The sequence below is a fragment of the Streptomyces noursei genome, assembly GCF_001646665.1.
Classification (GTDB): Bacteria; Actinomycetota; Actinomycetes; order Streptomycetales; family Streptomycetaceae; genus Streptomyces; species Streptomyces lavendulocolor.
On record NZ_LWBU01000141.1, the window covers coordinates 51,458 to 72,387 of the forward strand.

Here is a 20,930-nt window from a genome sequence, read left to right on the forward strand (position 1 = left end):
CCCGGGCGGCCACCCGCGCACCGCGGGCGGCCGCCGCGCGTCACAGTGGGCGCAGCACCTCCAGACCGATCGCGGGCGCGGCCTTGTCGAGGTCGGCCAGGCACCCTTCGCGGGTGTCGCCGACGACCGTCACCAGGGCGTAGCGGCCGGCGACATGGCCGTGCGGCGGCAGCCGCAGCTCCTGGCCGGGGAGGGCGACCGCCAGGGCGGAGTCCACCCCGGCGGGCAGCGCCGCGCGGTCGATCGACACGTGCCGGGCGATGCAGTCCGCCTCCGGGTAGTGGAAGCGGACGGCCGCCACGCGGTGCCGGTCGGGCCGGATGTCCGGTTCGTCGCCGCAGGCCACGCGGGCGGCGACGAGCGCGGCGTCGACCCCGAGGGCGAGCCGGCCGATGTCCGGGATGCGGTCGCCGCCGATCCGGGCGTTGATCTCCACGACCTTGGGGCCGGCGGCGGTGAGCCGCAGTTCGGTGTGGGTCCAGCCGGTGGTGAAGCCGACGGCCCGGTGCGCACCGGTCACCACGTCCCGGACGCGCGGGTCGTCCATCAGCGGGTCGCGGCCGTCGACGAGGTGGCCGACCTCCTCGAAGTACGGCGGGTAGCCGCAGTCCTTGCGGGCCACGAAGGCCAGCGACATCCGGCCCTCGTGCCAGGCCGCGTCGACGCTGATCTCGGGGCCGTCGAGGTACTCCTCCACCAGGACGTCCCCGGGGGCCACCTCCACGGCGCCGGGCGCGGTCGCCGCGCGGGCCAGCCGGAACCGGCCGGCCAGCAGGTGGGCGGACTCCACCTTCACCACGCCCGTACTGGCGTTCAGCGCCCGGGGTTTGAGCACCAGCGGGTAGCCCACCCGCGCGGCGGCGGCGCGGGCCTGCGGGAGCGAGGTGACGGGCACCGACTCGGCCTGCGGCACCCCGGCGGCGTGGAGCGCCTCGCGGGTGGCCCGTTTGTCGCGGCACCGCAGCACGGCCTCGGGCGGGCTGCCCGGCAGGCCGAGCAGCCGGGCCAGTCCGGCGGTCTGCACGACCCGGGTGTCGTCCCAGGTGACGACCCCGGCGCAGGCCAGGCCGCGGGCGGCGGCCGCCAGCGCGGCCGGGTCGGCGGTGTCGAGGACGGTGTGCCCGGTGAGGTACGGCGCCTCCCAGGTGGGCGCCCGGTCGGCGAGCAGGTGGACGTCGTACTCCCCGGCCACCGAGCGCAGCAGGTACTCGCGGTAGATCTGCGAGCCGGCGCCGACGAGGGCGAGTGTTCTCCTCATGCGCGTGCCTCCGCCCCGGCGAGGTGGGCGGCCAGGGTGCGTACCGTGCGGTGCAGGTAGAGCTGCGGCAGGGGGAAGACGGGCATCGCGGCCTCGCGGAGCGCGGCCAGCAGCCGTACGGCGAGCAGGGAGTTGCCGCCGAGGGTGAAGAAGTCGTCGTCCGGTCCGACGCGGAACCCGAAGACCTTCTCCCACACGCCGCGCAGCCGGGTCTCCAGGTCGCCGGCCTCCTCGTCCGCCGCGGCCGGTGTGGTGCGCACGCCGGCGAGGGGCTCCGGCAGCCGGGACGTGTCGATCTTGCCGTTGGGGGTGAGCGGGAGGGCGGGCAGCGCGGTGACCGTCGACGGCACCATGTGCTCGGGCAGGAACCGTGCCGCGTGGCGCCGCACCTCCTCGGTGCCGGCCGCGGGCGCGGTGCCGTCGGGGCCTGGGGCCCCGTCCCCGCCGCGGAGCACCACATAGGCGTCCAGCCGCGCGCCGGCCGCGTCGCCCGGCTTCTGCCGCAGCACCACGGCGGCCGCCGCGACACCGGGCGCGTCCAGCAGCCGGGCGCGGATCTCGTCCAGCTCGATGCGGAAGCCGCGCAGCTTCACCTGGTTGTCGAGGCGCCCCAGGTGTTCCAGCCTGCCGTCGGGCAGGAGCCGGCCCCGGTCGCCGCTGCGGTACATGGGGCCGGGGGCGTGCGGGTCGGGGACGAAGCGCTGCGCGGTGAGTTCGGGCCGGTTCAGGTACTGGCCGGCCACTCCGGCCCCGCCGACGTGGATCTCGCCGGCGACGCCCGGGGGCAGCTCGCGGCCCTCGGGGTCGAGGACGTAGAGGTGCCAGCCGGGCAGCGGGTGCCCGACGGACCGCGAACCGGTCAGCGCCTCGCTGCGGGTGACGGTCTGGGCGGTGACGTGCACGGTGGTCTCGGTGATGCCGAACATGTTGACCAGCCGGCACCGCGACGCCGGGTGCCGGTCCAGCCAGGACAGCAGCGGGCGGGTGTCCAGCGGCTCGCCGCCGAAGACGACCAGGCGCACCGAGTCGGTCACCGGTTCGGCCCGGTCGGCCTCCATCAGCTGGGCGAACGCGCTCGGGGTCTGGCTGAGGACGGTCACCCGCTCCTCGCCCAGCAGCCGGGCGAACCGCTCGGGGTCCCGGGACGCCCAGTAGGGCACGACGACGAGCCGGCCGCCGGTCGTCAGGCAGCCCCAGATCTCCCAGACGGAGAAGTCGAAGGCGCTGGAGTGGAAGAGCGTCCACACGTCCCGGCCGCCGAGCCCGAAGTCCGCGCGGGTGGCGTCCATGAGGGCCGCCACGTTGCGGTGCGGGACGACGACGCCCTTGGGGCGGCCGGTGGAGCCGGAGGTGTAGATCACGTAGGCGGCGGCGTCGGCGGACAGGGGTCCGGGCTCCGGTGCCTCCCGGTCCGGGTCCGCCGCGGCGAGGGAGCCGGGGTGGACCGTCCGCACGCCCTCCGCGGCGGGGAAGGCGTCGGACTCGGTGACGACCAGGGACAGTTCCGCGTCCTCGGTCATGTACGCCAGCCGGTCGGCCGGGTAGGCGGGGTCCATCGGGACGTACGCCGCGCCCGTCTTGAGCACCCCGAGCAGGATCACCACGAGGTCGGCCGTGCGGTCCAGGCAGACGCCCACCCGGTCCGCCGGTGCGACGCCGAGCGCCCGCAGCGCGCCGGCGATCCGCTCGGCCCGCTCATCGAGCTGACGGTACGTCAGCTCCGTGCCCTCGAAGGTGAGGGCCGTGGCGTCCGGGGTCCGTTCGGCCCAGGACCGCACGGTCTGTTCGATGCGTTCGCCGGCCGCCTCGGGCGCGGCGGGCGTGCGTCCCAGGCCGCCCAGGACGGCCAGGCGGCGCCGCTGGTCGTCGTCGAGGAGCGGGACGTCGGCCAGCGGCGTGTCCGGCCGTGCGGTGACCAGCGCCCGGTGGGCGGTGACCAGCATGCCGGTGAGCCATTCGACGGCGGAGTCGCCGAAGGCGGAGCGCCGGTGGTGGCACACCCCGGACAGGACGGTGGAGCCGTCGTCCGTCACGTGCACCGACAGCGGGTGGAGCGGGGCGAGGAACGGCCGGTCCTCGATGACCTCGGCCTTGAGGCCCTCGCCGGTGAGCACCTCGGCGGGCTCGGTGACGTACAGGCCGGCCGCGGGGGCGCGGGAGGGCACCGGTTCGGCGCGCCGGACGCGCTCCAGGTACTCCCCCACCGTGAGGGTGGCGTCGGCGGTGAACGTGAGGCTGTGGCCGGGGCCGGTGCCCAGTTCGACGTCGGGGCCGCCGGTGCAGCGCGCCAGGACCAGGCCGAGCGCCGCCGCGGCGGTGACGGCCGCCGGGGCCTCGCCGTGGACCGGGAGGGTGAAGGGGCGGCCGCCCGCGCCGGCCGTGCCGGGTTCGCCGAGGCCCCAGTCGGGGGCGGGCGACCGGTCGAGCCGGGCCACCTGCTCGCCGAGCCGCCCGGCGGCGTCGTGCGGCGCGGTGACCGGGGCGGTGGGCCGGGCGGCCGGGTCCAGCAGGGCGCGGGCCAGTTCGTACGGGTCCGCCGGCACCGCCCGGTGGGCGACGACGACGAGGTCGGCGCCCCCGTCGGCGTACCGCAGCAGGACCGCCCGCAGGCCGGGTCCCGTGGCCGGGTCGGTGGGGCGGGTCAGCTCGCGTTCCCGGGCGTGGGCCGCGGCGGGGGACTCCGCCCCGTCGGGCACGTCCTCGACCCACAGGCGGGCGCCTGCGGTGCCGGTGAGCAGCGCGAGGTCGCGGCCCAGCCGTTCGGGGTCGGCGCCGGTGTGGACGCGCAGGGCGACGGCGCGGCACAGCCGCCCGGCGGCGGAGGGGTCGTGGAGGTGGTCGTCGGTCATCGGCTGGTGAACCCTCCGTCCACGGTGACCGTCGAACCGGTCACCTGTCGGGACTCGTCGGACGCGAGCCAGAGCGCGGCTCCCGCCACGTCGTCCGGCTCGATGAGCCGGTTCATCGGCTGGGCGGCCACGAAGGTCTGCTCGTGCTCCTCGACGGGGACGTCGAGGGAGCGGGCGATCTCGCTGAGCATGCGGCCCTCGGCCGCCTCGTCGTCGCGCACCGAGCCGGGGCACAGGGCGTTCACGCGGACCCCGAACGGCGCGAGGTCCAGGGCGGCGGCCTTGGTGAGGCCGACCAGCGCGTGCTTGGCGGTGACGTACCCGGCGAAATGGCGGTAGCCGACGAGGCCGGCGGTCGAGGCGACGTTGACGATGCTGCCCGAGCGCTGCCGGGTCATGGCTCCGCCGACGGCCCGGATCATCCGCCAGGCGCCGGAGACGTCGACGTCGAGCATCAGGTCCCACTCGTCGGGCGTGATGTCGTGCACGGTCTTGCCCGAGGGGGCGGCGATCCCGGCGTTGTTGAGCAGGACGTCGATCCTGCCGAACCGGTCGAGGGCCGCGTCCACCACGGCGCGGACGTCCTCGGTGTCGCGGACGTCGGCGGGCACGGTGACGACGGACCCGGCGCCCTGCTCGCGGCAGAGGAGCGCGGTGTGGGCCAGCTGGTCGGCCGTGCCCAGCGGGTAGGGCACCCCGGGCAGGTCGCGGCCGATGTCGGTGAGGAGCAGGTCGGCGCCGGCCCGGGCGTACGCCACCGCGCACGCCCGGCCGATCCCGCGTGCGGCGCCGGTGACCAGGGCGGTCCTCCCGGCGAGCCGGCCGGGCGGGCGCCCGGCCGGTGCGGTCGGCACGTCGTGTGCCGTCGGGGCGGGTGCGGTCACCGTCGCACCGCCAGTCCGGCCAGCTCGGCGTCGAGCAGGCGCATCAGGCCGTCGGGCGACTCCACCACGTACATGTGCCCGCCGGGCAGTTCGGCGTGGTGGTACGCGGCCGTGGTGGCCGCCTCCCACTCCCCCGCCTCGTCGCGCGAGACGAGTTCGTCGTGGTCGCCCCGTACGGACACGACGGGGACGGGGAGGGGCTTGCCGGAGGGCGCCCGGTAGTTCTCGTGCATCTCCACGTCGGCGCGGAGCGGCGGCAGGAGCATCTCGCGCAGGTCGGGGTGCTCCAGTGCCGGGTGGGTGTACCCGGCGAACTCCCGCACCTGCGCCAGGAACGCCTCGTCGGTGAGGCCGGTGGCCCTGGTCCGGCGCTGCGTCCAGGGGCCGGGCGAGCCGCTGACGATGAGCTTGACCACCTCGGGCCGGCCCAGGGCGCACAGCCGGTGGGCCATCTCGTAGGCGAGGACGGCGCCGAGGCTGTGGCCGAACAGGGCGACGGCGGGGCTGCCGGCGATCCGGTCGAGGACGGACGGCAGCAGGTCGTCGACGGCGGCGACTACATCGGTGTGCAGCGGCTCGCCGAAGCGCTCCTCACGGCCCGGGAGCTGGACGGGGGTGATGAGGACGGTGTCGCTGCCGTACTCCTGGCAGCGGCGGTACACCGAGGCGCCGGCGCCGGCGAACGGGAAGCACAGGACGGGTATCTGCGGCATGTCAGCCCTCCATCTCGGTCGTGGTGGCCCACGCCCGCTCGATCAGTTCGCCGGTGCCGGCGGGGTTTCCTCGTACGAAGTAGTGGCCGCCGGACGCCAGCCGCTGGAAGCGCACGTCCTCGGCGAGCAGCTCCCAGGAGCGGTGGGCCTCGGCGGCGTGGGTGAGGCCCTCGTCGTCGTCGGCGACGACGACCGTGAACGGCGCTTCGATGCGCCGTCCGGACGGCTGCTCGGTGCGCCCGATGAAGTAGCGGTAGCCGCCGCACACGTCGTGGCGGAACGAGTCGCCGAGGAAGGAGATGTAGCGGTGGTCGAGGCCGTCCAGTTCGCTGTAGCCGGTCTCCTCGACCATGTACGTGATGATCTCCTCGTCGCTCCAGCCGTCGATCATGGCGATGGACTCGCGCATGTCGGAGGCGGGCGGCAGCAGCTTGGACCCGATGAAGACGTGCCGGAGGTCGAAGCCGCGCTCCTCCAGGACGCGGGCCAGTTCGACGGTGACCGCGGCGCCGCCGCAGTGGCCCCAGAGGATCAGCGGCAGGTCGGCGCGCTGCTCGATCTCGTCGACGATCCGCACCACGGTCTCGGTGACGTCGGTGAACTCGCCCCGGCGCTCGGGGCTGTGGCCCGGCTGTTCGACGCCGTACACGACGAGGTCGGGGGTGAGCTTCTCGATCGCCTCGGCGAGCGGTTTGAAGTTCACCGGGTGGCCGCAGGGGTACGGGACGCAGATCACCGCTCCGAGGGCGGCCTCGCCGGGGGCGCTGGTCAGCCGCTGGAGCAGCTCGCCGTCCTCCTGGCCGGCGCCGTCCTCGCGCGCGGAGCGCTCGTCCACCAGGGCGGCCAGTTCACCGAGGCGTGAGATGCGGGTGAGGTCGGAGAGGGTGACCAGTCCGTCGAGTTCCAGCACGACGCGGAGCGCCGACAGGGAGTTGCCGCCGAGGGCGAAGAAGTCGCCGTCGCGGGCGATGGCGGAGGGCGGGGTGCCGAGGACGTTCGCCCAGGCCTCCCGGATGCGGGTGACGGTGGCCTCGGACGCGCTGCCGGCGGTGGTGGCGGCCGGGTCCGCCGCCCGGGTGGCGGGGCCGGGCGTGCGGCCCAGCAGGGCGAGGTCCTCGTCCGCGAGCAGGGCGTGGGCGTCGTGCGGCGCGTCGGGCTCCGCGGCCATCAGCTCCAGCACCCGCACGAAGTAGCCGCCGATGCGGTCGATCTGCGCCTCGTCGTACAGGTGGGTGTGGAAGTGCAGGCAGAGCTGGAGCTCGTCGTCGAAGAAGTGCCGGGAGAACTCGGTGCGGAACGGGAACTCCGTCTCGGAGTCGACCCGCATGTCCAGCATGGAGAACTCCGGCAGCTTCTTCAGGTTCTGGAGCAGGTAGAAGTGGGTGAAGTTGAAGGTGGTGCTGAACAGGACGCGCTGGGTGGCGAGGTCCTGCTTCATCCGGGCCATGGGGTAGCGCCGGTGGGGCAGCAGGTCGACCTCGGCGCGGTACACGCGGCGGATCAGGTCGGCCCAGGTCCCGCCGGCCAGGTCGACCTGGAAGGGCACGGTGTTGAGGTGCAGGCCGAGGGTGGTCTCCGCGCCCGGCAGCTCGGGCCGGCCGCTGTGCTCGTAGCCGGTCATCACGGTGTCCTGGCCGGACACCAGGGCGAGGACCTTCATGTGGGCGGCGAGCAGCACGTCCTTGAAGGGCACCGACAGCGCGTCGGCGGTGGCCTCGATGCGCTGGGTGAGCCCGCTCGGCAGGGGCACGTCCCGCAGGACGACGCGGAAGTCGTCGGTGGGCTCGGCACCGGGCCGGGGCGGGACGTCGGCGGGGTGCGGGTCCTGGAGCACCTTCAGCCAGAAGTCCCGGGACTGCGGGGAGCGCAGTGCCTCGGTCTCCAGGCCGACGAAGTTGCGCAGGTGGTTGTCGACGGGCGGGCGGGAGGTGTCGCGGCCTTCGCGCAGCTGGTGGTACAGCTCGAACAGCTGGGTGTGGAGCAGGGAGATGGACCAGCCGTCGAGTGCCGAGTTGTGCTGGCTGACGGTGTAGCGGAACAGGTCGTCGCCGAGCACCTGGACGTGCAGGGTGACCAGTCCGCCCTCCTCCCACACGAAGCGGCGGGCCTTCTCCGCGGCCAGCCACTCCTGGTGCCAGGTCTCCTGCCCGGCGGCGTCGAGGTGGCGCAGGTCGGCGACGGTCAGCGGCGGGGCGACCTCCCGGTGCACGATCTGGAGGAACTCGCTGTAGCCGGTGAGGTGGTAGGTGGTGCGCAGGATCGGGTGGCGCGCCGTGAGGAGGCGTACGGCCTCGGTGAAGGCCTCGGTGTCGAAGGTGCCGGTGATCGAGTAGCTCAGCACGTCGTGGTACTGGCCGAGGCCGCCGGTGATCTCGGTCTGGAAGATCAGACCGGCCTGGAGCATGGAGAGCGGGTAGGCGTCCTCTGCGTCCTCCGGGAGCAGGGCCCGGTCGGCGTCGCCGATCAGCTCGAAGGGCCGGAACGCGCCGCGGGCCGCGACGTCCGCCTCGGCCGTCGCGGACTCGTCCGCGTCCTCGATGCAGCGGGCGAGCCGGGCGATGGTCTGGTGCTTGAAGAGCTGCTGGAAGGTGAACTCCAGGCCCGCCTCGCGGGCCTTGGCGAGGACCGGCACGAAGTGGATCGAGTTCCCGCCGAGGGCGAAGAAGTTGTCGTCGACGCCGATCCGGTCGCGTCCGAGGACCTCGCGCCAGATCTCGGCGAGGGTCTTCTCGTGCTCGGTGCGCGGGGCGACGTGGCCGGCGGGCTTCGGGCGCAGCGCGTCGGGGCTGCGCAGGGCCGCGCGGTCCAGCTTGCCGTTGGGGGTGAGCGGCAGTTCGTCGAGGGCGAGGATGCGGCCGGGCACCATGTAGGCGGGCAGCGCCTCGCGCAGGTGGTCCTTGAGCGCGCTCTCGGCCGGTGCTTCGCCGGCCGGGACGACGAAGCCCCGCAGGGAGGCGGTCAGTCCGTCGTCGACGGCGACCACCGCGGCGTCCCGGACGTCCGGGTGGGCCCGCAGCCGTTCCTCGATCTCGCCCGGTTCGACGCGGAAGCCGCGGACCTTCACCTGGAGGTCGACGCGCCCGAGGTAGTCGAGGGTGCCGTCGGGCAGCCACCGGGCGCGGTCGCCGGTGCGGTAGAGGCGCTCCTCGCCGACCGCGGCGCCGCCGGTGAACCTCTCGGCGGTCAGCTCCGGTCTGTCGAGGTAGCCGCGGGCCAGGCCGACGCCGGCCACGTGGAGTTCACCGGGCATGCCCACGGGGCAGGGGTGGCCCTGGTCGTCGAGGACGTGCAAGCGGATGTTGTCGATCGGCCGGCCGATGGGCAGCCGGGCGCGGTGGGCGGCCCGGTCGAGGCCGGTGACGGGCTGGTGGGTGACATCGACGGTCGCCTCGGTGGGACCGTAGAGGTTGATCAGGCGGGCCTCGGGGAGCAGTTCGGCGAAGTGCGCGGCCTGGGCGGGGGTGAGGGCCTCGCCGCTGGCGAAGACCTGCCGTACGGTCCGGGCCCGGGTGGCGTCGCCGAACCGGTCGAGGTGGCCGAGGAACATGCTGAGCATCGACGGCACGAAGTGCAGGGTCGTCACGGAGTGCCGGTCGAGCGCGGCGAGCAGCTCGGCGGGGTCCTTCTCGGCGCCGGGTGCGGGCAGGGCGAGGGCGGCCCCGGCGAGGGACCACCAGAACAGCTCCCAGACGGAGACGTCGAAGGAGACGGAGGTCTTCTGCAGGATGACGTCGCCGGCCGCGAGGGGGTAGGCGTTCTGCATCCAGGCGAGCCGGTTGACGGCGCTGCGGTGCTCCACCTGCACGCCCTTGGGGCGGCCGGTCGAGCCGGAGGTGTAGATGACGTACGCCACGTCGCCGGCGCCGCCCGCGGGGGCTGCCGGGGCGTCGGCACCGGCGTACGCGGCGGCGTCCTCGAGGTCGAGCGCCGGGGTGTCGCCGAGCAGTGCGGTGAACCGGGCCTGGGTGAGCGCGAGGCGCGCCCCGCTGTCGGCGAGGAGGAAGTCGATGCGGGCCTGCGGGTAGGAGGGGTCGACGGGCAGGTAGGCGCCGCCCGCCTTCAGTACGGCGAGGAGTCCCGTCATCATCTCGGGCGAGCGCTCGGCGACCAGGGCGACGACGGTGCCGGGGCCGACGCCGCGTCCGCGCAGGGTGTGCGCGAGCCGGTCGGAGCGGGCGTCGAGTTCGCCGTACGTCACGGTGCCGGCGTCGGTGAGGAGCGCGGGGGCCCCGGGGGTGCGGGCGGCCTGCGCGGTGAACAGGCCGTGCAGGGTGGCATCGCGGTCGAAGGGCCGCTCGGTGGCGTTGCTCGCCTCGATGATCGCCGCGTCCTCGTCCGTCCACAGCCACAGGTCGGTGACCCGCCGGTCGGGTTCCGAGGTGGCGAGGTCAAGCAGCAGGGCGTAGTGGCCGGCGATGCGGTGGACGGAGTCCTCGGCGAGGCGGTCGGTGTCGTACGTGACGGTGACGACGAGTCCGTCGTCCTCGCGGGAGACGGTGAAGCGGGTGGCGGCGGGGGTGGCGTACCCGGCGTCGTGGAAGCCGGTCAGCTCGATGGCGGTGTCGAAGGCGTCGGCGCGGCCCAGTTCGGCGGCGAGGGCGGCGATGTCGCAGTCCTGGTGGCGCTCGGCCTCCTTGACGGCGGCGGCGACCCGGGCGAGGAGTTCGCGCAGGGTGCCGGTGGGGGCGGTGCGCAGCAGGAGCGGTCCGCCGGCGTGGCCGGGGGCGGCGCCGCGGGTGGGCTGGGCGACGACGACGTCCTCCTGGCCGGTGCTGCGGCCGACGAGGGCGATCAGGGCGGCGGTCAGGACGATGTGCAGTTGCTCCGGCCGGTCGCGGCTGACGCGGTCGAGGCGGGCGGTCAGTTCGGGTCCGAGGCGTACCGCGTGGGTGGCGGTGGGCACCCGCTCCCGGTCCGCCGGCGGGCGGAAGTCGGACAGGAAGCCGGAGGTCTCCGTGAGCGCGGCCAGCTGGGATCGCCAGTGGGCGGCCTGCGCGGAGGGTGCTGCCTCGGGGTGGTGCGACGGCATAGGTGTCTCCTGGATCGAGCTGCGAGTGAGTGCGTGACGGGCTGTGCGTGTGCGTGGTGCCGTGTGCAGTCAGAGATCGAAGTCGAGGTCGAAGCCGGAGGGGGCGGGCAGGAGTGCGCCCAGGGAAGTGGTCGGGTCGGTGGTCGCCGTGTCGAGCAGCGAGGTGAAGGTGTCGCGCCAGGTCTCGACCGTGTCGCGGCGCAGCAGGCCGGCCGCGTACTGCCAGGCGACGTCCAGGCCGCCGGGGGTCTCGTGGATCTGCATGTTGAGGTCGAAGACGGCCTGTCCGGTCTGTTCCAGGCGCAGCGGTACGCGGGTTCCCCGGAAGTCGACGGAGAGGTAGCGGGCGCTGTGCAGCGCGAGGAGCGCGTCGAACAGCGGGGTGCGGCTGTAGTCGCGTCCGGGGGCCGTCCGGGCCACGACCTCCTCGAACGGGAAGTCCTGGTGCGCGGATGCCTCCTGGGCGGCCTCGCCGGTACGCCGCAGGAAGGCGTCGTACGGCAGGGCGGGGTCGGCGTCGAGGCGCAGGACGACGGTGTTGGCGAACATGCCCACGGTGCGGTGCAGTCCGGGGACGGTGCGGCCGGACACCGGGGTGCCGATCGTGATGTCGGCCGTGCCCTTGAGCCCGGCCAGCAGCAGGGCGTACGCCGACGCCAGCACGGCGAACGGTGTGACGTCGTGCGCGCGTGCCACGGCGCGGATCCGGTCGGTCCGCTCGCGGCCGAGGGCGAAGGCGAGGACGTCGCCGTCGAGTGCGCGCAGCGGCGGGCGGGGCCGGTCGGTCGGCAGGTCCGCCGGGTCGACCGGTTTGGCGAACACCTCCTCCCAGTGGGGGGCCTGCGCCTCGCGGGCCGCGGTGGCGTCGCGCCCTTGGAGCCACACCGCGTAGTCCCGGTACCTGCGGGCGGGCGGGGTGGGTTCGCCGCCCGCGTACAGCAGCGCCAGGTCCTCCATGAGCGGGGTCAGGGAGAAGCCGTCGACGACGATGTGGTGCAGGTCCATCCGCAGCCGGACGCCCTCGCCCGCGCGGTGCACCTCGGCGCGCCACAGCGGTGCCCGCGCCAGGTCGAAGGGGCGGACGAACGCGCCGGGCGGGGTGGCGTCGCGCGGGTCGTCGACGACCCGTACCGGGGGTTCGGCGTGGTCCTCGACGCGCTGGCGGACCTCGCCGCCCTCGACGGTGAAGCGGGTGCGCAGCGCCTCGTGGTACGCCGGGAGGCGCCGCAGGGCGTCGCCGAGGCGCGCCGGGTCGGTGCCGGCGGGCAGGTCGAGGGTGACGGGCACGTTGTAGTGCACCGCCCGCTCGTCCTTGATCTGCTCCAGGTAGACCTGCCGCTGCTGCGGGGTCACCGGGTAGGTGTCGGCGTCGGGCGCGGCCGGGATGCGGGCCGCGGCGGTGGCGGTGGAGTCCCGCAGCAGGGCGGCGAGACGGGCGGGCGTACCGCTGCGCAGGACCGCGCCCGCCGGGCAGTGGCGGCCCAGCCGTTCCTGGGCGCCGGCGGCGATCAGGGTGGCGGTGAGCGAGTCGGCGCCCAGGTCGCGCAGGTCGTGGCCGGTGCCGATGCCGGTCAGGCCGAGTGCCGCCTCGGCCAGCTCGACGAGCGTGCGCTCGATGTCGTCGGCCGGCGCGGTGTACGGGGTCGCGGCGAGCAGGGGTGAGCCGTCGGGGTCGGGCAGCCGGCCGCGGTCCACCTTGCCGGTGTGGTTGAGCGGCAGCCGCTCCAGGGGCACCAGGTGGGTGGGGACCATGTGGCCGGGCAGGGTGCGGGCGAGGTGGTCGCGGAGTTCCTCCGGCCCGGGCGGCCGGGGGCCGGCGTAGTAGCCGCACAGCCGCAGGTCGCCGCGGCCGGGCCGGGGCCGGGCCGTCACGACGGCCTCGGCGACCCGGGGGTGGCCGAGCATGGCCTTCTCGACCTCGGCGGGTTCGATGCGGAACCCGCGGATCTTGACCTGGTGGTCGCGGCGCCCGAGGAAGTCGATGACTCCGTCGGGCCGCAGGCGCGCCAGGTCTCCGCTCCGGTACATCCGGCCGCCGGGGACGAAGGGGTCCTCGGTGAACCGCTCGGCGGTGAGGTCCGGCCGGCCCAGGTAGCCGAGCGTGACGCCCGCCCCGCCCAGGCACAGTTCGCCCGGCACGCCGACGGGGCACAGGCGTCCCGCCTCGTCGAGGACGTACGCGGTGGAGTTGGCGATCGGCCGGCCGATGGGAATGCGGCGGCCGTCCAGGTCGTCGCGGGTGACGCGGTGGGTGAGGGAGAACGTGGTGTTCTCCGTCGGCCCGTACCCGTTCACCACGGTCAGTTCCGGGCACGCGTCGAGGGCTTTCGCCACGTGCGGGGAGGAAAGCGCGTCACCGCCGACGACGAGTTCCCTCAGGGGGCGGAACGCTTTCGCGTCCTGCTCCACCAGCTGGTTGAAGAGCGGGGAGGTCAGCCACATGGTGGTGATCCGCCGGGTGCTCATTTCCCGGCCCAATTCCCGGGCGTTGAGAATGACGTCCCGGTCGGCCATGTGGAGACTTCCGCCATTCAGCAGCGGGCCCCATATCTCGAAGGTGCTCGCGTCGAAGGCGACGGAACCGGTGGGCAGCATTCTGGTGTCCGGCCCGAACGGTACGTATTCCGTTCCCTTGACCAGCCGGACCACATTGCGGTGCGTGACCTGGACGCCTTTCGGCGTGCCCGTGGTGCCGGAGGTGTAGCAGATGTACGCCAGGTCTCCGGCGGACGCGGGGTCGGCCGGGGGCCGCGCCCCGGTGTCCGTGAGCCCGGTGGCGGCGGCGTGCCCGTGGTCCCGGGCGTCCACGGTCAGGACCGTGCCGTCGAAGGGCGGGTCCGCCGGGAGGCCGGGGCCGGTGACCAGCACCCGCACCGAGGAGTCGGCCAGCAGCCAGCCGGTGCGCTCGGCCGGGTGGTCGGGCTCCAGTGCGACGTAGGCCGCTCCGGCGCGGAGGATGCCCAGCGCCGCGACGACCAGTTCCGGGCCGTGCGCAGCGCGGAGCCCGACCCGGTCGCCGGTGCGCACTCCGCAGGTGCGCAGCGCGGCCGCCAGGTCCGCCGACCGCCGGTCGAGCTCGCGGTAGTCCATCCGCCCGCCGGTCCAGGTGACGGCGGTCGCCTCCGGGGTGCGCCGGGCCTGCTCGGCGAAGAGCCCGTGGACCGTGGCCGTGTCCGGCCAGTCGGCGGCCGTGTCGTTGAGGGAGCCGAGGATCAGCTCCCGTTCGCCCTCGGCGAGGAGGTCCGCCTCGCCGACGGTGGCGCCGGGCCGGCGGGCGAGGAACTCCCGTACGCGCAGCAGGTGCCCGGCGAATCGTTCCATCGTGGCCGGTTCGAACAGGGAGGAGCGGTACGCGAGGCGGGCCCGGTCCCCCTCGCGGGCCAGGAGCAGCTCGCACGCCTCGCCGGGTGCCTCCGGGGCGCCGGGGGACGTGTGGTCCGCGTACCGCACGGCGGTGCCGGCCGGGGGTCCGGCGGGCCGCGGCGCGGCGCACCCGGCCAGCAGGGCGGCGACCGGTCCGGCCGGGTCCACGGTCAGCTCCAGGGACCCGTCGTCGGTGTCGACGAGGAGCCGGCGGCGGCCGGTGTACCGGTGCAGCAGCACGGCGTACGCGGCGAGGAGCAGGGCGCCCTCCTCCGCGCCGGCGCCGTGGCCCGGCAGGGGCGGCAGGTCGACGGTGAGGGTGCGGAAGGGCGCCGTGCCGCTGTCGAGGGTGCGCGGGTGGTCGGTGACGAGCAGGACGGGTTCGCCGGCGTCAGGAGCCGGAAGGGACGGTGTCGTTCTTGGTCTGCTGGTCATCGGCCGCGGTCACCCCCAATCTGAACGGGGTGCGGCGGAAGAGGACGACCGTCAGGATGCCGGGCGCGGCGGCGAGCGCGGCGACGGCGACGATCAGACCCTGGTAGTGGCTGTCGGTGAGCAGGAAGCCGCCGAGCGCGGAGCCGGCGGGCAGGGCGCCCGCCATCACCGTGCGCATCAGCGTCATGGCGCGGCCCCGCATCTCGTTGGGCACCCGGGTCATCCGCACCACGCCGCCGAGGACGGTCATGGGCGCCGACAGGATGCCGTTGAGCGCCAGTCCGAGCAGGATCCAGGGCAGCGCGGTCGGGATCAGGAAGAACAGGACGGCGCCGGAGAGCAGTTGGAAGACACCGATGCGGAGCATCTGCTTCTCGGAGGTCTGTACGGCGCCGGAGACCAGCGAGCCGATGAGTTCGCCCGCCGCCATCACGGCCAGCATCAGGCCGAGGACCCCGGGCCCGCTGCCGAACTCGAACTTCGCCAGCCACGGCAGCGCGACCACCAGGGCGCCGGCGGAGACGTTGAAGGCACCGAACGAGAGCGTCAGGACGAGCAGGAACCGGTCGCGGACGATGAGCCGGAAGACGGGCGCCCAGCCGGGCCGCTGCGGTGCGTCCCCGGTGGTCTCCGCCGGCTCGGGGCGGCCCATCGGGGCCTTGATCCGGCTGATCAGGAAGGCGAAGAGCAGGTAGGTCGCGGCGTCCAGGAGCAGGACGTTGGGGGCGCCGAAGAGGGTGATCAGACCCGCGCCGATGGCCGGGCCGAGGACGTTGGCCGCGCCCATGGCGGTGGCTTCCAGGCCGGAGGCCGCCTGGAGCTTGTCGGCGGGCACCAGTTCGGGCAGCACGGCGGGTGTGCCGGCCAGCGGAATGATCTTGAGGAAGCCGTACACCAGCGCCACGACGTACAGGTGCCAGACGTGAAGGGAGTCCGCGAAGGCGAGGAGCGGGATCAGCGCGACGACAACGCCCCGGAACACCGAGTCGTAGATGAAGAGCTTGCGCCGGGAGAACCGGTCGAGAAGCGGGCCGACGACGGCCCCCCCGGCGATCACCGGGAGGGTGAGGCAGACGCCCAGGATTCCCAGTCCGGCGGCGCCCGCCTCCTCCACCGTGATCCAGGCGAGGGCGGCGTAGGTGGCACCGTCGCCGAGCAGGTTGAGCACCAGAGCCGACCAGAGCAACCGGTAGTCACCGATGCGCAGGATGGCCAGATATGCTTTCACGTTCCACACCGTTCAGTAGGCCGAGATGGGCAAGCGAAGTCAGCGGGTGGCATGAAATGCGCCAACACCGCCGTGGGTGTGCGAATGGGAGAGACGCCAGGGCGTGCTGTGCCGGCATGCGCGCGGGCATGCGTCGGCGGTCCCGGCGTTTTTGTGTATGACCTGTCAGGCGTGCTCGTTTCCGGCTCTGGAGTCCGGAATCCCCCGTGCGAGTGTCCTCAAGAAGTGCCCCCACCCCCGTAATGCGGGCTGCCGGAGCAGCGCGCAATTTCCGCCGCTCGTTCTAACAGTTCGCACGAAACGCGTCAATGACGGTGGAGCCAGGCGGAATGGCTTGTTCTGGAGCTTGAGTTCGGGCGGTCGGCCCCGTCGCCGCGGAGCGGGCCGGGCGGGGCTTCGCTCGCTCTCCCCCGCGGGCCGGGGGCCGGGGCGGCCGGCGGGGGAGGGAGCCGGGGCCGGGGTGCCGGCCGGGCGCACGCGGCTGATCACGGCGAATGGCGGCGGCGGGCGGGTCCACCCCTCCGCCACGGGGCGCGTACGCGGGGTACGCGGTGCCCGGGAGGCGGTGCGGGCGGCCGGCCGGACGACCCGCGGAAGGGGTGCGGTGGGCGGTGTGTCCGGCCAGCTGATCGGGTTCCTTGCGGATACCCGCGCTTTTCAGTCATGATCACGACACAATTTGCTCGCCTTGCGGGCGGTGAACCGGCGGTTTTCCCGCAGTTCACCCCTCCGGGCGGCCGGCCGGCGGCCCCGCCGTCACCGCCCGTGCAGCGCCCTGGCGAGCGCCGGGCCGAGCCGTCGCTTGAGGGTGCGCAGCGCCTCGACCCGTCCGGCCGCGCGGTCGATCCGGTAGTACAGCTGCGGCGGGACGTACGGCAGCAGCGGGGAGTGGCGCTGCCCGAGGAGGGCGAACATCTCCTCCGGCTCCAGGCCCATGTAGCGCGGCAGGTCCTCGTACCACCGGGCGCTGTAGCGGGCCGCGCTCTGGGAGGGGACGAGGGCGGCCCGGCGCTCCCGCTCGTAGCGGGCGAGGGCGGTCCGGACGCCGGAGCCGCCGTGCAGGGCGCCGGCGAGGGCGATGGCGTCCTCCAGGGCGAGGGTGGTGCCCGCGCCGATCGAGTAGTGAGTGGTGTGGGCGGCGTCGCCGAGCAGGACGAGATTGTCCCGGTACCAGGTCCGGTTGGTGACGGTGCGGAAGTTCAGCCAGCGGGCCCCGCCGTCGTCGGGGCGCGGGTCACCGATGAGGGGGTGGCCGCCGAGGGGTTCGGCGAACAGCCGGCCCAGCAGGGCGAGCCCGTCGGCGTGGCCCGCCCGGTCGAGGCCGAGGCCCGTCCAGGTGTCGGGCGAGCACTCCACGACGCACGTGCTGCGGTCCTCGCCGTACCGGTAGCCGTAGGCCCAGATCCAGCCGTGCGCCGTCTCGACGAAGGCGAAGGTGAAGGCGTCGAAGACCTGCGTGGTCCCGAGCCAGACGTACTTGTTCCGCCCGGTCACGACGTCGGTGCCGAAGTGGGCGGCGTACCGGCCGCGCAGCCGGCTGTTGGCGCCGTCGCAGGCGACCACCAGGTCGGCGTCGAACGCCTCGGCCCCGCCGGCCGCCCGGTCGGCGTCGACCGGGTGCTCGTGGGCGATGCGCACCCCCAGGGACTCGGCCCGGCGCGCCAGGACGTCCAGCAGGGCGTGCCGGCCGATCCCGAACCCCTGGTCGCCGTGGTGCACGGTCGAGCGGTCGCGGACGTGGGCCACGCCGTCGCTCCACCGGACCGACCTCTCGGCGACGGCGTGCGCGGAGACCGGGTCGTGGCGGCGCAGCACGTCGAGCAGGCCCGCCCAGTAGGTGACCCCCCACCCGTAGGTCGACCCCGCCGGGTCACGCTCGTGGACCGTGATCTCGTGGGACGGGTCCCGGAGCTTCATCAGGATCGAGAAGTACAGGCCGGCGGGCCCGCCGCCGACGCAGGTGACCTTCACGCACACTCCCCTGGACGTCACACGTTGGCCGGTCCGACCAGGAAACGTAGCAGGGTGTCGCCCGATTAGTAGGGATTTGGTTGGTTTGGCCACGTCAGGGCGGGGGATCTGACCTGTAGTGGGACTTTCCTGATCGGAGGCGTCATGATCATCCTCGGCCTTGTCCTGCTCGTCATCGGCCTGGTGGCCGGTATCGGCATTCTGTGGACCATCGGTGTCATCCTGCTCGTGATCGGCGCGGTCCTGTGGATCCTGGGCGCCATGGGGCACGCGGTCGGCGGACGGCGTCACTACTACTGACGCGGCTCCTCCCTGCACAACGGGCCGGCCCGGTCCGTGCGCCCCGCCGGGTGACCGGGGCGCCGGACCGGGCCGGCCGCCGTCCGCGGGCGGGCGCCGGGGGGCCGGGCGGCGCCGAGGAGGTGGCGGAGAGGCGCCGAGGGGGTGGCCCGGCGGGCCGTGCGCCGCCGTCGGGCAACCCGGATGCGTCGGCGGGCGCCTCCGGTCCGGCGCGCGGGTGGAGTCCCTCAGCCGGTCGCACCCGCCATGTCGCCCGCGGTGCCGCCGTTGCCGCCGTCATCGGACCCGGCGGCGTCGGCGAGTTGCTCCTTGGCCCGCTTGCCGACCACGGCCGCCGCGGCGAGGGCGCTGCCGACGAAGGCCGCCGCCAGGGTCCAGGGCTGGTCGAAGCGGTGACCGGTGGCGTGGTCCAGCGAGTACCGGCCGGCGCCGGTGACACCGATGGCCGCCGCCGTGAACCCGAGGAAGGCCGGGTACTCGTAGCCGCCGGACTGGTTGAAGAACCCGGCCGGCGCGTGCACCGCCACCGCGCCGGCCATCGCACCCGCCGCGGCCGCCCCGGCGGCGGGGGTGGCGAGCCCGAGCATCAGCAGCGCCCCGCCGCCCGCCTCGCCGAGGCCGGCCGCCACGGCGCTCTGGCGGCCGGGGCGGAAGCCCATCGCCTCCATGGCCTTGGACGTTCCCTCCAGGCCGCCCCCGCCGAACCAGCCCAGCAGCTTCTGCGTGCCGTGCGCGGCGAGCACCGCGCCGGTGCCGACCCGCAGGACGAACAGACCGAGGTCGCGTCGGTTGATGGGGCTGGCACTCATGGGGGCTCCCGGGCAGGACGGAGTCGGACACCTACCCGTCCACTGTCGCCCGGTGCGGCCCCCGGCGGACGGTGCTGGTGCGCCGTCCGGGTGAGCGGCCGCCCCGGAACGGGCCGCCGCTCACCGGGCGGGCGGCCCGCCGGCGGGCACGGGCTCCACCTCCAGGAAGCGGCGCTTGCGCGGGCCGCGGTACAGCAGGGCCTCCCAGCCCAGGGGGCCCAGCACGCGGGCGCACGCGCCGAGGGCGTCCTCCTCCTGCTGGGCCGCCCCGCCGCCCGGCGGGCCCACCCACTCGACCCGCACCGTCCCCGGCCCCTCCCCCGGCGCCACGCGGTACCCCGTCGCCACCCGGCGCCCCTCCGCGTCCACCGCAGAGGGCGCGACCCCGGCCGCCTCCAGGGCCAGGGCCACCGCCCGCACCGGCCGGTTGCGCTCCCACACCGCCGGCACGGCCGCCGGGTCCCCGCCCGCCGTGCCGGTCAGGCGCCGGATCTGCAACAGCCCCTCGAACGCCACCCGCACTTCGGCGGCCCGTCGCTCCGCCGCACCCGCCGTCGCCGGCGGAGCGGGCCCGTCCCCCGTCGCGGCCTCGAACCCCTCGTCGGTCACAGCAGCCTCCTGATGTCACCCCGCACCCGGTAGAAGCCTCCCGACGCGGGGTGCAGGGCGTCCACCACGTACCGCGCGCCCGGCTCCCGTATCGCGCGCGGGAACTGGACCCTCCACGAACGCTCGTAACCGTCCGACACCACGTGCACGCGCATCCGCCCGCCCTCCTGGACGCACTCCACGACCACCGCGCCGGCCGGCGCGGCCGTCACCGTCGTCACCGAGGCCACCGCGGTGGCCGGCGCGTACGTGGGCAGCGCGGCGGCGAGCTTCACGTCCCGGGCGACCGGCACGGTGCCCTGCTGGGCGGCCGTGATCGCGGCCTCGCTCGCGTCCACGCACACCAGCGAGCCGTCCGTGGTGACCAGGTACAGCCGGTCCTCGTGGTACTGCATCGACAGGGCGGAACCGCCCCCCGTGCCGAGCTTCCACAGGCGCGTGCCGTCGCGGTCGAAGCAGTACACCGACGACGCGGCGTCACCGGCGAACACGAACCGGCCGCCGGGCGAGGTGGCGCACGAGTAGACCGCGCTGTCGCAGGCGTACGTCGCCTCCAGCGCGCCGTCCGTCTTGGACAGCCGCTGCACCACCCGCTGCCCCGTGCCCGCGTACACCGCGTCGGACTCCTGCCAGCCGAACAGCACCGCGCCCCTGGTGCGCGTGTGCCACAACTCCCCGCCGCCGTCCGGGGCGTAGGCCGTCACACCCGAGGAGTGGCCGTGGTACACGGCCCGGTCGTCGGCGCGCACCATCCAGGCGTGCTCCCCCCGGCCGCCGCGCGACCACTGGTGCTCGTCCTCGTGGTCGATCACCGTGAGCCGGCCGCCCCGGTCCGCGACGTTCAGCACGCCCTCGTGGATGTCCAGCCAGAAGATGTCCACGTCCGCGGCGATGTCGTACGCGGCGAACGGCAGCTTCGACGACAGGTCGTACACCCGGCCGTCGTCGCAGCCGGCGTAGATCCAGAAGTCGTCGGCGACCAGGCACTTGACCCCGTCGGGCAGGCTGTACCGGGCGAGGACCTCGCCCGCGTGGTCCAGGGTGTACACGTCGCCCGACTGGTTGCCGACCCAGCAGCGGTCGGCGTCGACGTGGATGCCGAAGGCCGCCGAGCCGGTGCGGAACCGCCACAGCACCGGCGCCACCGCCCGCGCGGTCGACGGCGCGGAGGAGACCTGACGGCGGGTGACCGCCCGGGGCGCGCGCTGCCCGGGGACGGCCGGCGCGTACCCCTTGCGCACCTTCTCGCCCACCTTCTTCGCCGCCGCGGCCTGCGCCTTCTGCGGGGTCGCGAACGTCGACGTCTGCGTCTGCCCGGCCGCGCCGATGCGCCCGTAGCGCACGGAAACCACCTGGCCCGCCACCGTCACCTCGTAGAACTTGTGCGCACCGCCGCCGTCCTGTGACAGCTCCAGATACGTCGTCGACGTCGTCGACATGGCAGACCCCTCCCCAGGACGGACCGCGCGGCCTGATCCGCGC

12 protein-coding genes are annotated in these 20,930 nt (G+C 74.6%); 1 reads left to right on the top strand and 11 read right to left on the bottom strand.

Annotated elements, in window-relative coordinates:
* Window positions 1–40 precede the first annotated feature (40 nt).
* The 8 genes from A4V12_RS11915 to A4V12_RS11950 form a co-directional block, all read right to left on the bottom strand.
* Window positions 41–1,258, bottom strand: coding sequence for an ATP-grasp domain-containing protein (locus A4V12_RS11915; protein WP_064069274.1), 1,218 nt, complete (start codon window positions 1,256–1,258; stop codon window positions 41–43).
* Window positions 1,255–4,107, bottom strand: coding sequence for an amino acid adenylation domain-containing protein (locus A4V12_RS11920; protein WP_079136990.1), 2,853 nt, complete (start codon window positions 4,105–4,107; stop codon window positions 1,255–1,257). Before A4V12_RS11920 ends, A4V12_RS11915 begins: the two co-directional genes overlap by 4 nt.
* Complete coding sequence (locus tag A4V12_RS11925; RefSeq protein WP_064069304.1) at window positions 4,104–4,961, bottom strand: glucose 1-dehydrogenase; 858 nt, start codon at window positions 4,959–4,961, stop codon at window positions 4,104–4,106. The genes A4V12_RS11920 and A4V12_RS11925 overlap by 4 nt, the downstream gene beginning before the upstream one ends.
* A 26-nt stretch (window positions 4,962–4,987) precedes the next feature.
* Window positions 4,988–5,704 carry a thioesterase II family protein gene (locus A4V12_RS11930; RefSeq protein WP_064069275.1) on the bottom strand — a complete coding sequence of 239 codons (717 nt, stop codon included), beginning with the start codon at window positions 5,702–5,704 and terminating at the stop codon, window positions 4,988–4,990.
* 1 nt (window position 5,705) lies between these two features.
* On the bottom strand, window positions 5,706–10,733 hold the full coding sequence (locus tag A4V12_RS11935) for a non-ribosomal peptide synthetase (RefSeq protein ID WP_064069276.1): 5,028 nt from the start codon (window positions 10,731–10,733) through the stop codon (window positions 5,706–5,708).
* 69 nt (window positions 10,734–10,802) lie between these two features.
* On the bottom strand, window positions 10,803–14,531 hold the full coding sequence (locus tag A4V12_RS11940) for a non-ribosomal peptide synthetase (RefSeq protein WP_064069277.1): 3,729 nt from the start codon (window positions 14,529–14,531) through the stop codon (window positions 10,803–10,805).
* The gene (locus A4V12_RS11945) at window positions 14,488–15,759 is read right to left on the bottom strand and encodes an MFS transporter (RefSeq protein WP_064069278.1); all 1,272 of its coding nucleotides are present in this window, start codon (window positions 15,757–15,759) and stop codon (window positions 14,488–14,490) included. The genes A4V12_RS11940 and A4V12_RS11945 overlap by 44 nt, the downstream gene beginning before the upstream one ends.
* A 756-nt stretch (window positions 15,760–16,515) precedes the next feature.
* Window positions 16,516–17,730: an FAD-dependent monooxygenase gene (locus tag A4V12_RS11950; RefSeq protein ID WP_064069279.1), complete on the bottom strand. Its 1,215-nt coding sequence runs from the start codon at window positions 17,728–17,730 to the stop codon at window positions 16,516–16,518.
* Between the two features lie 144 nt (window positions 17,731–17,874).
* Between A4V12_RS11950 and A4V12_RS37995 the strand changes: the two genes are divergently transcribed.
* A complete protein-coding gene (locus tag A4V12_RS37995; protein WP_199831265.1) occupies window positions 17,875–18,030 on the top strand; it encodes a DUF6131 family protein in 156 nt (51 codons plus the stop codon).
* A gap of 227 nt (window positions 18,031–18,257) precedes the next feature.
* Here A4V12_RS37995 and A4V12_RS11955 read toward each other — a convergent pair whose 3' ends face one another.
* From A4V12_RS11955 to A4V12_RS11965, 3 genes are all read right to left on the bottom strand, one after another.
* A complete protein-coding gene (locus tag A4V12_RS11955) occupies window positions 18,258–18,839 on the bottom strand; it encodes a DoxX family protein (protein ID WP_064069280.1) in 582 nt (193 codons plus the stop codon).
* Window positions 18,840–18,959: 120 nt separating this feature from the next.
* The gene (locus tag A4V12_RS11960; RefSeq protein ID WP_064069281.1) at window positions 18,960–19,448 is read right to left on the bottom strand and encodes a hypothetical protein; all 489 of its coding nucleotides are present in this window, start codon (window positions 19,446–19,448) and stop codon (window positions 18,960–18,962) included.
* Window positions 19,445–20,887 carry a WGR domain-containing protein gene (locus tag A4V12_RS11965; protein ID WP_064069282.1) on the bottom strand — a complete coding sequence of 481 codons (1,443 nt, stop codon included), beginning with the start codon at window positions 20,885–20,887 and terminating at the stop codon, window positions 19,445–19,447. Before A4V12_RS11965 ends, A4V12_RS11960 begins: the two co-directional genes overlap by 4 nt.
* Window positions 20,888–20,930: the final 43 nt, after the last annotated feature.

Excerpts from the sequence above, each read along its gene's own strand:
- A4V12_RS11940 (WP_064069277.1), bottom strand. The coding sequence starts at position 14,531 with ATGACCAGCAGACCAAGAACGACACCGTCCCTTCCGGCTCCTGACGCC.
- A4V12_RS11965 (WP_064069282.1), bottom strand. The coding sequence starts at position 20,887 with ATGTCGACGACGTCGACGACGTATCTGGAGCTGTCACAGGACGGCGGC.
- A4V12_RS11930 (WP_064069275.1), bottom strand. The coding sequence starts at position 5,704 with ATGCCGCAGATACCCGTCCTGTGCTTCCCGTTCGCCGGCGCCGGCGCC.
- A4V12_RS11935 (WP_064069276.1), bottom strand. The coding sequence starts at position 10,733 with ATGCCGTCGCACCACCCCGAGGCAGCACCCTCCGCGCAGGCCGCCCAC.
- A4V12_RS37995 (WP_199831265.1), top strand. The coding sequence starts at position 17,875 with ATGATCATCCTCGGCCTTGTCCTGCTCGTCATCGGCCTGGTGGCCGGT.
- A4V12_RS11920 (WP_079136990.1), bottom strand. The coding sequence starts at position 4,107 with ATGACCGACGACCACCTCCACGACCCCTCCGCCGCCGGGCGGCTGTGC.
- A4V12_RS11915 (WP_064069274.1), bottom strand. The coding sequence starts at position 1,258 with ATGAGGAGAACACTCGCCCTCGTCGGCGCCGGCTCGCAGATCTACCGC.
- A4V12_RS11955 (WP_064069280.1), bottom strand. The coding sequence starts at position 18,839 with ATGAGTGCCAGCCCCATCAACCGACGCGACCTCGGTCTGTTCGTCCTG.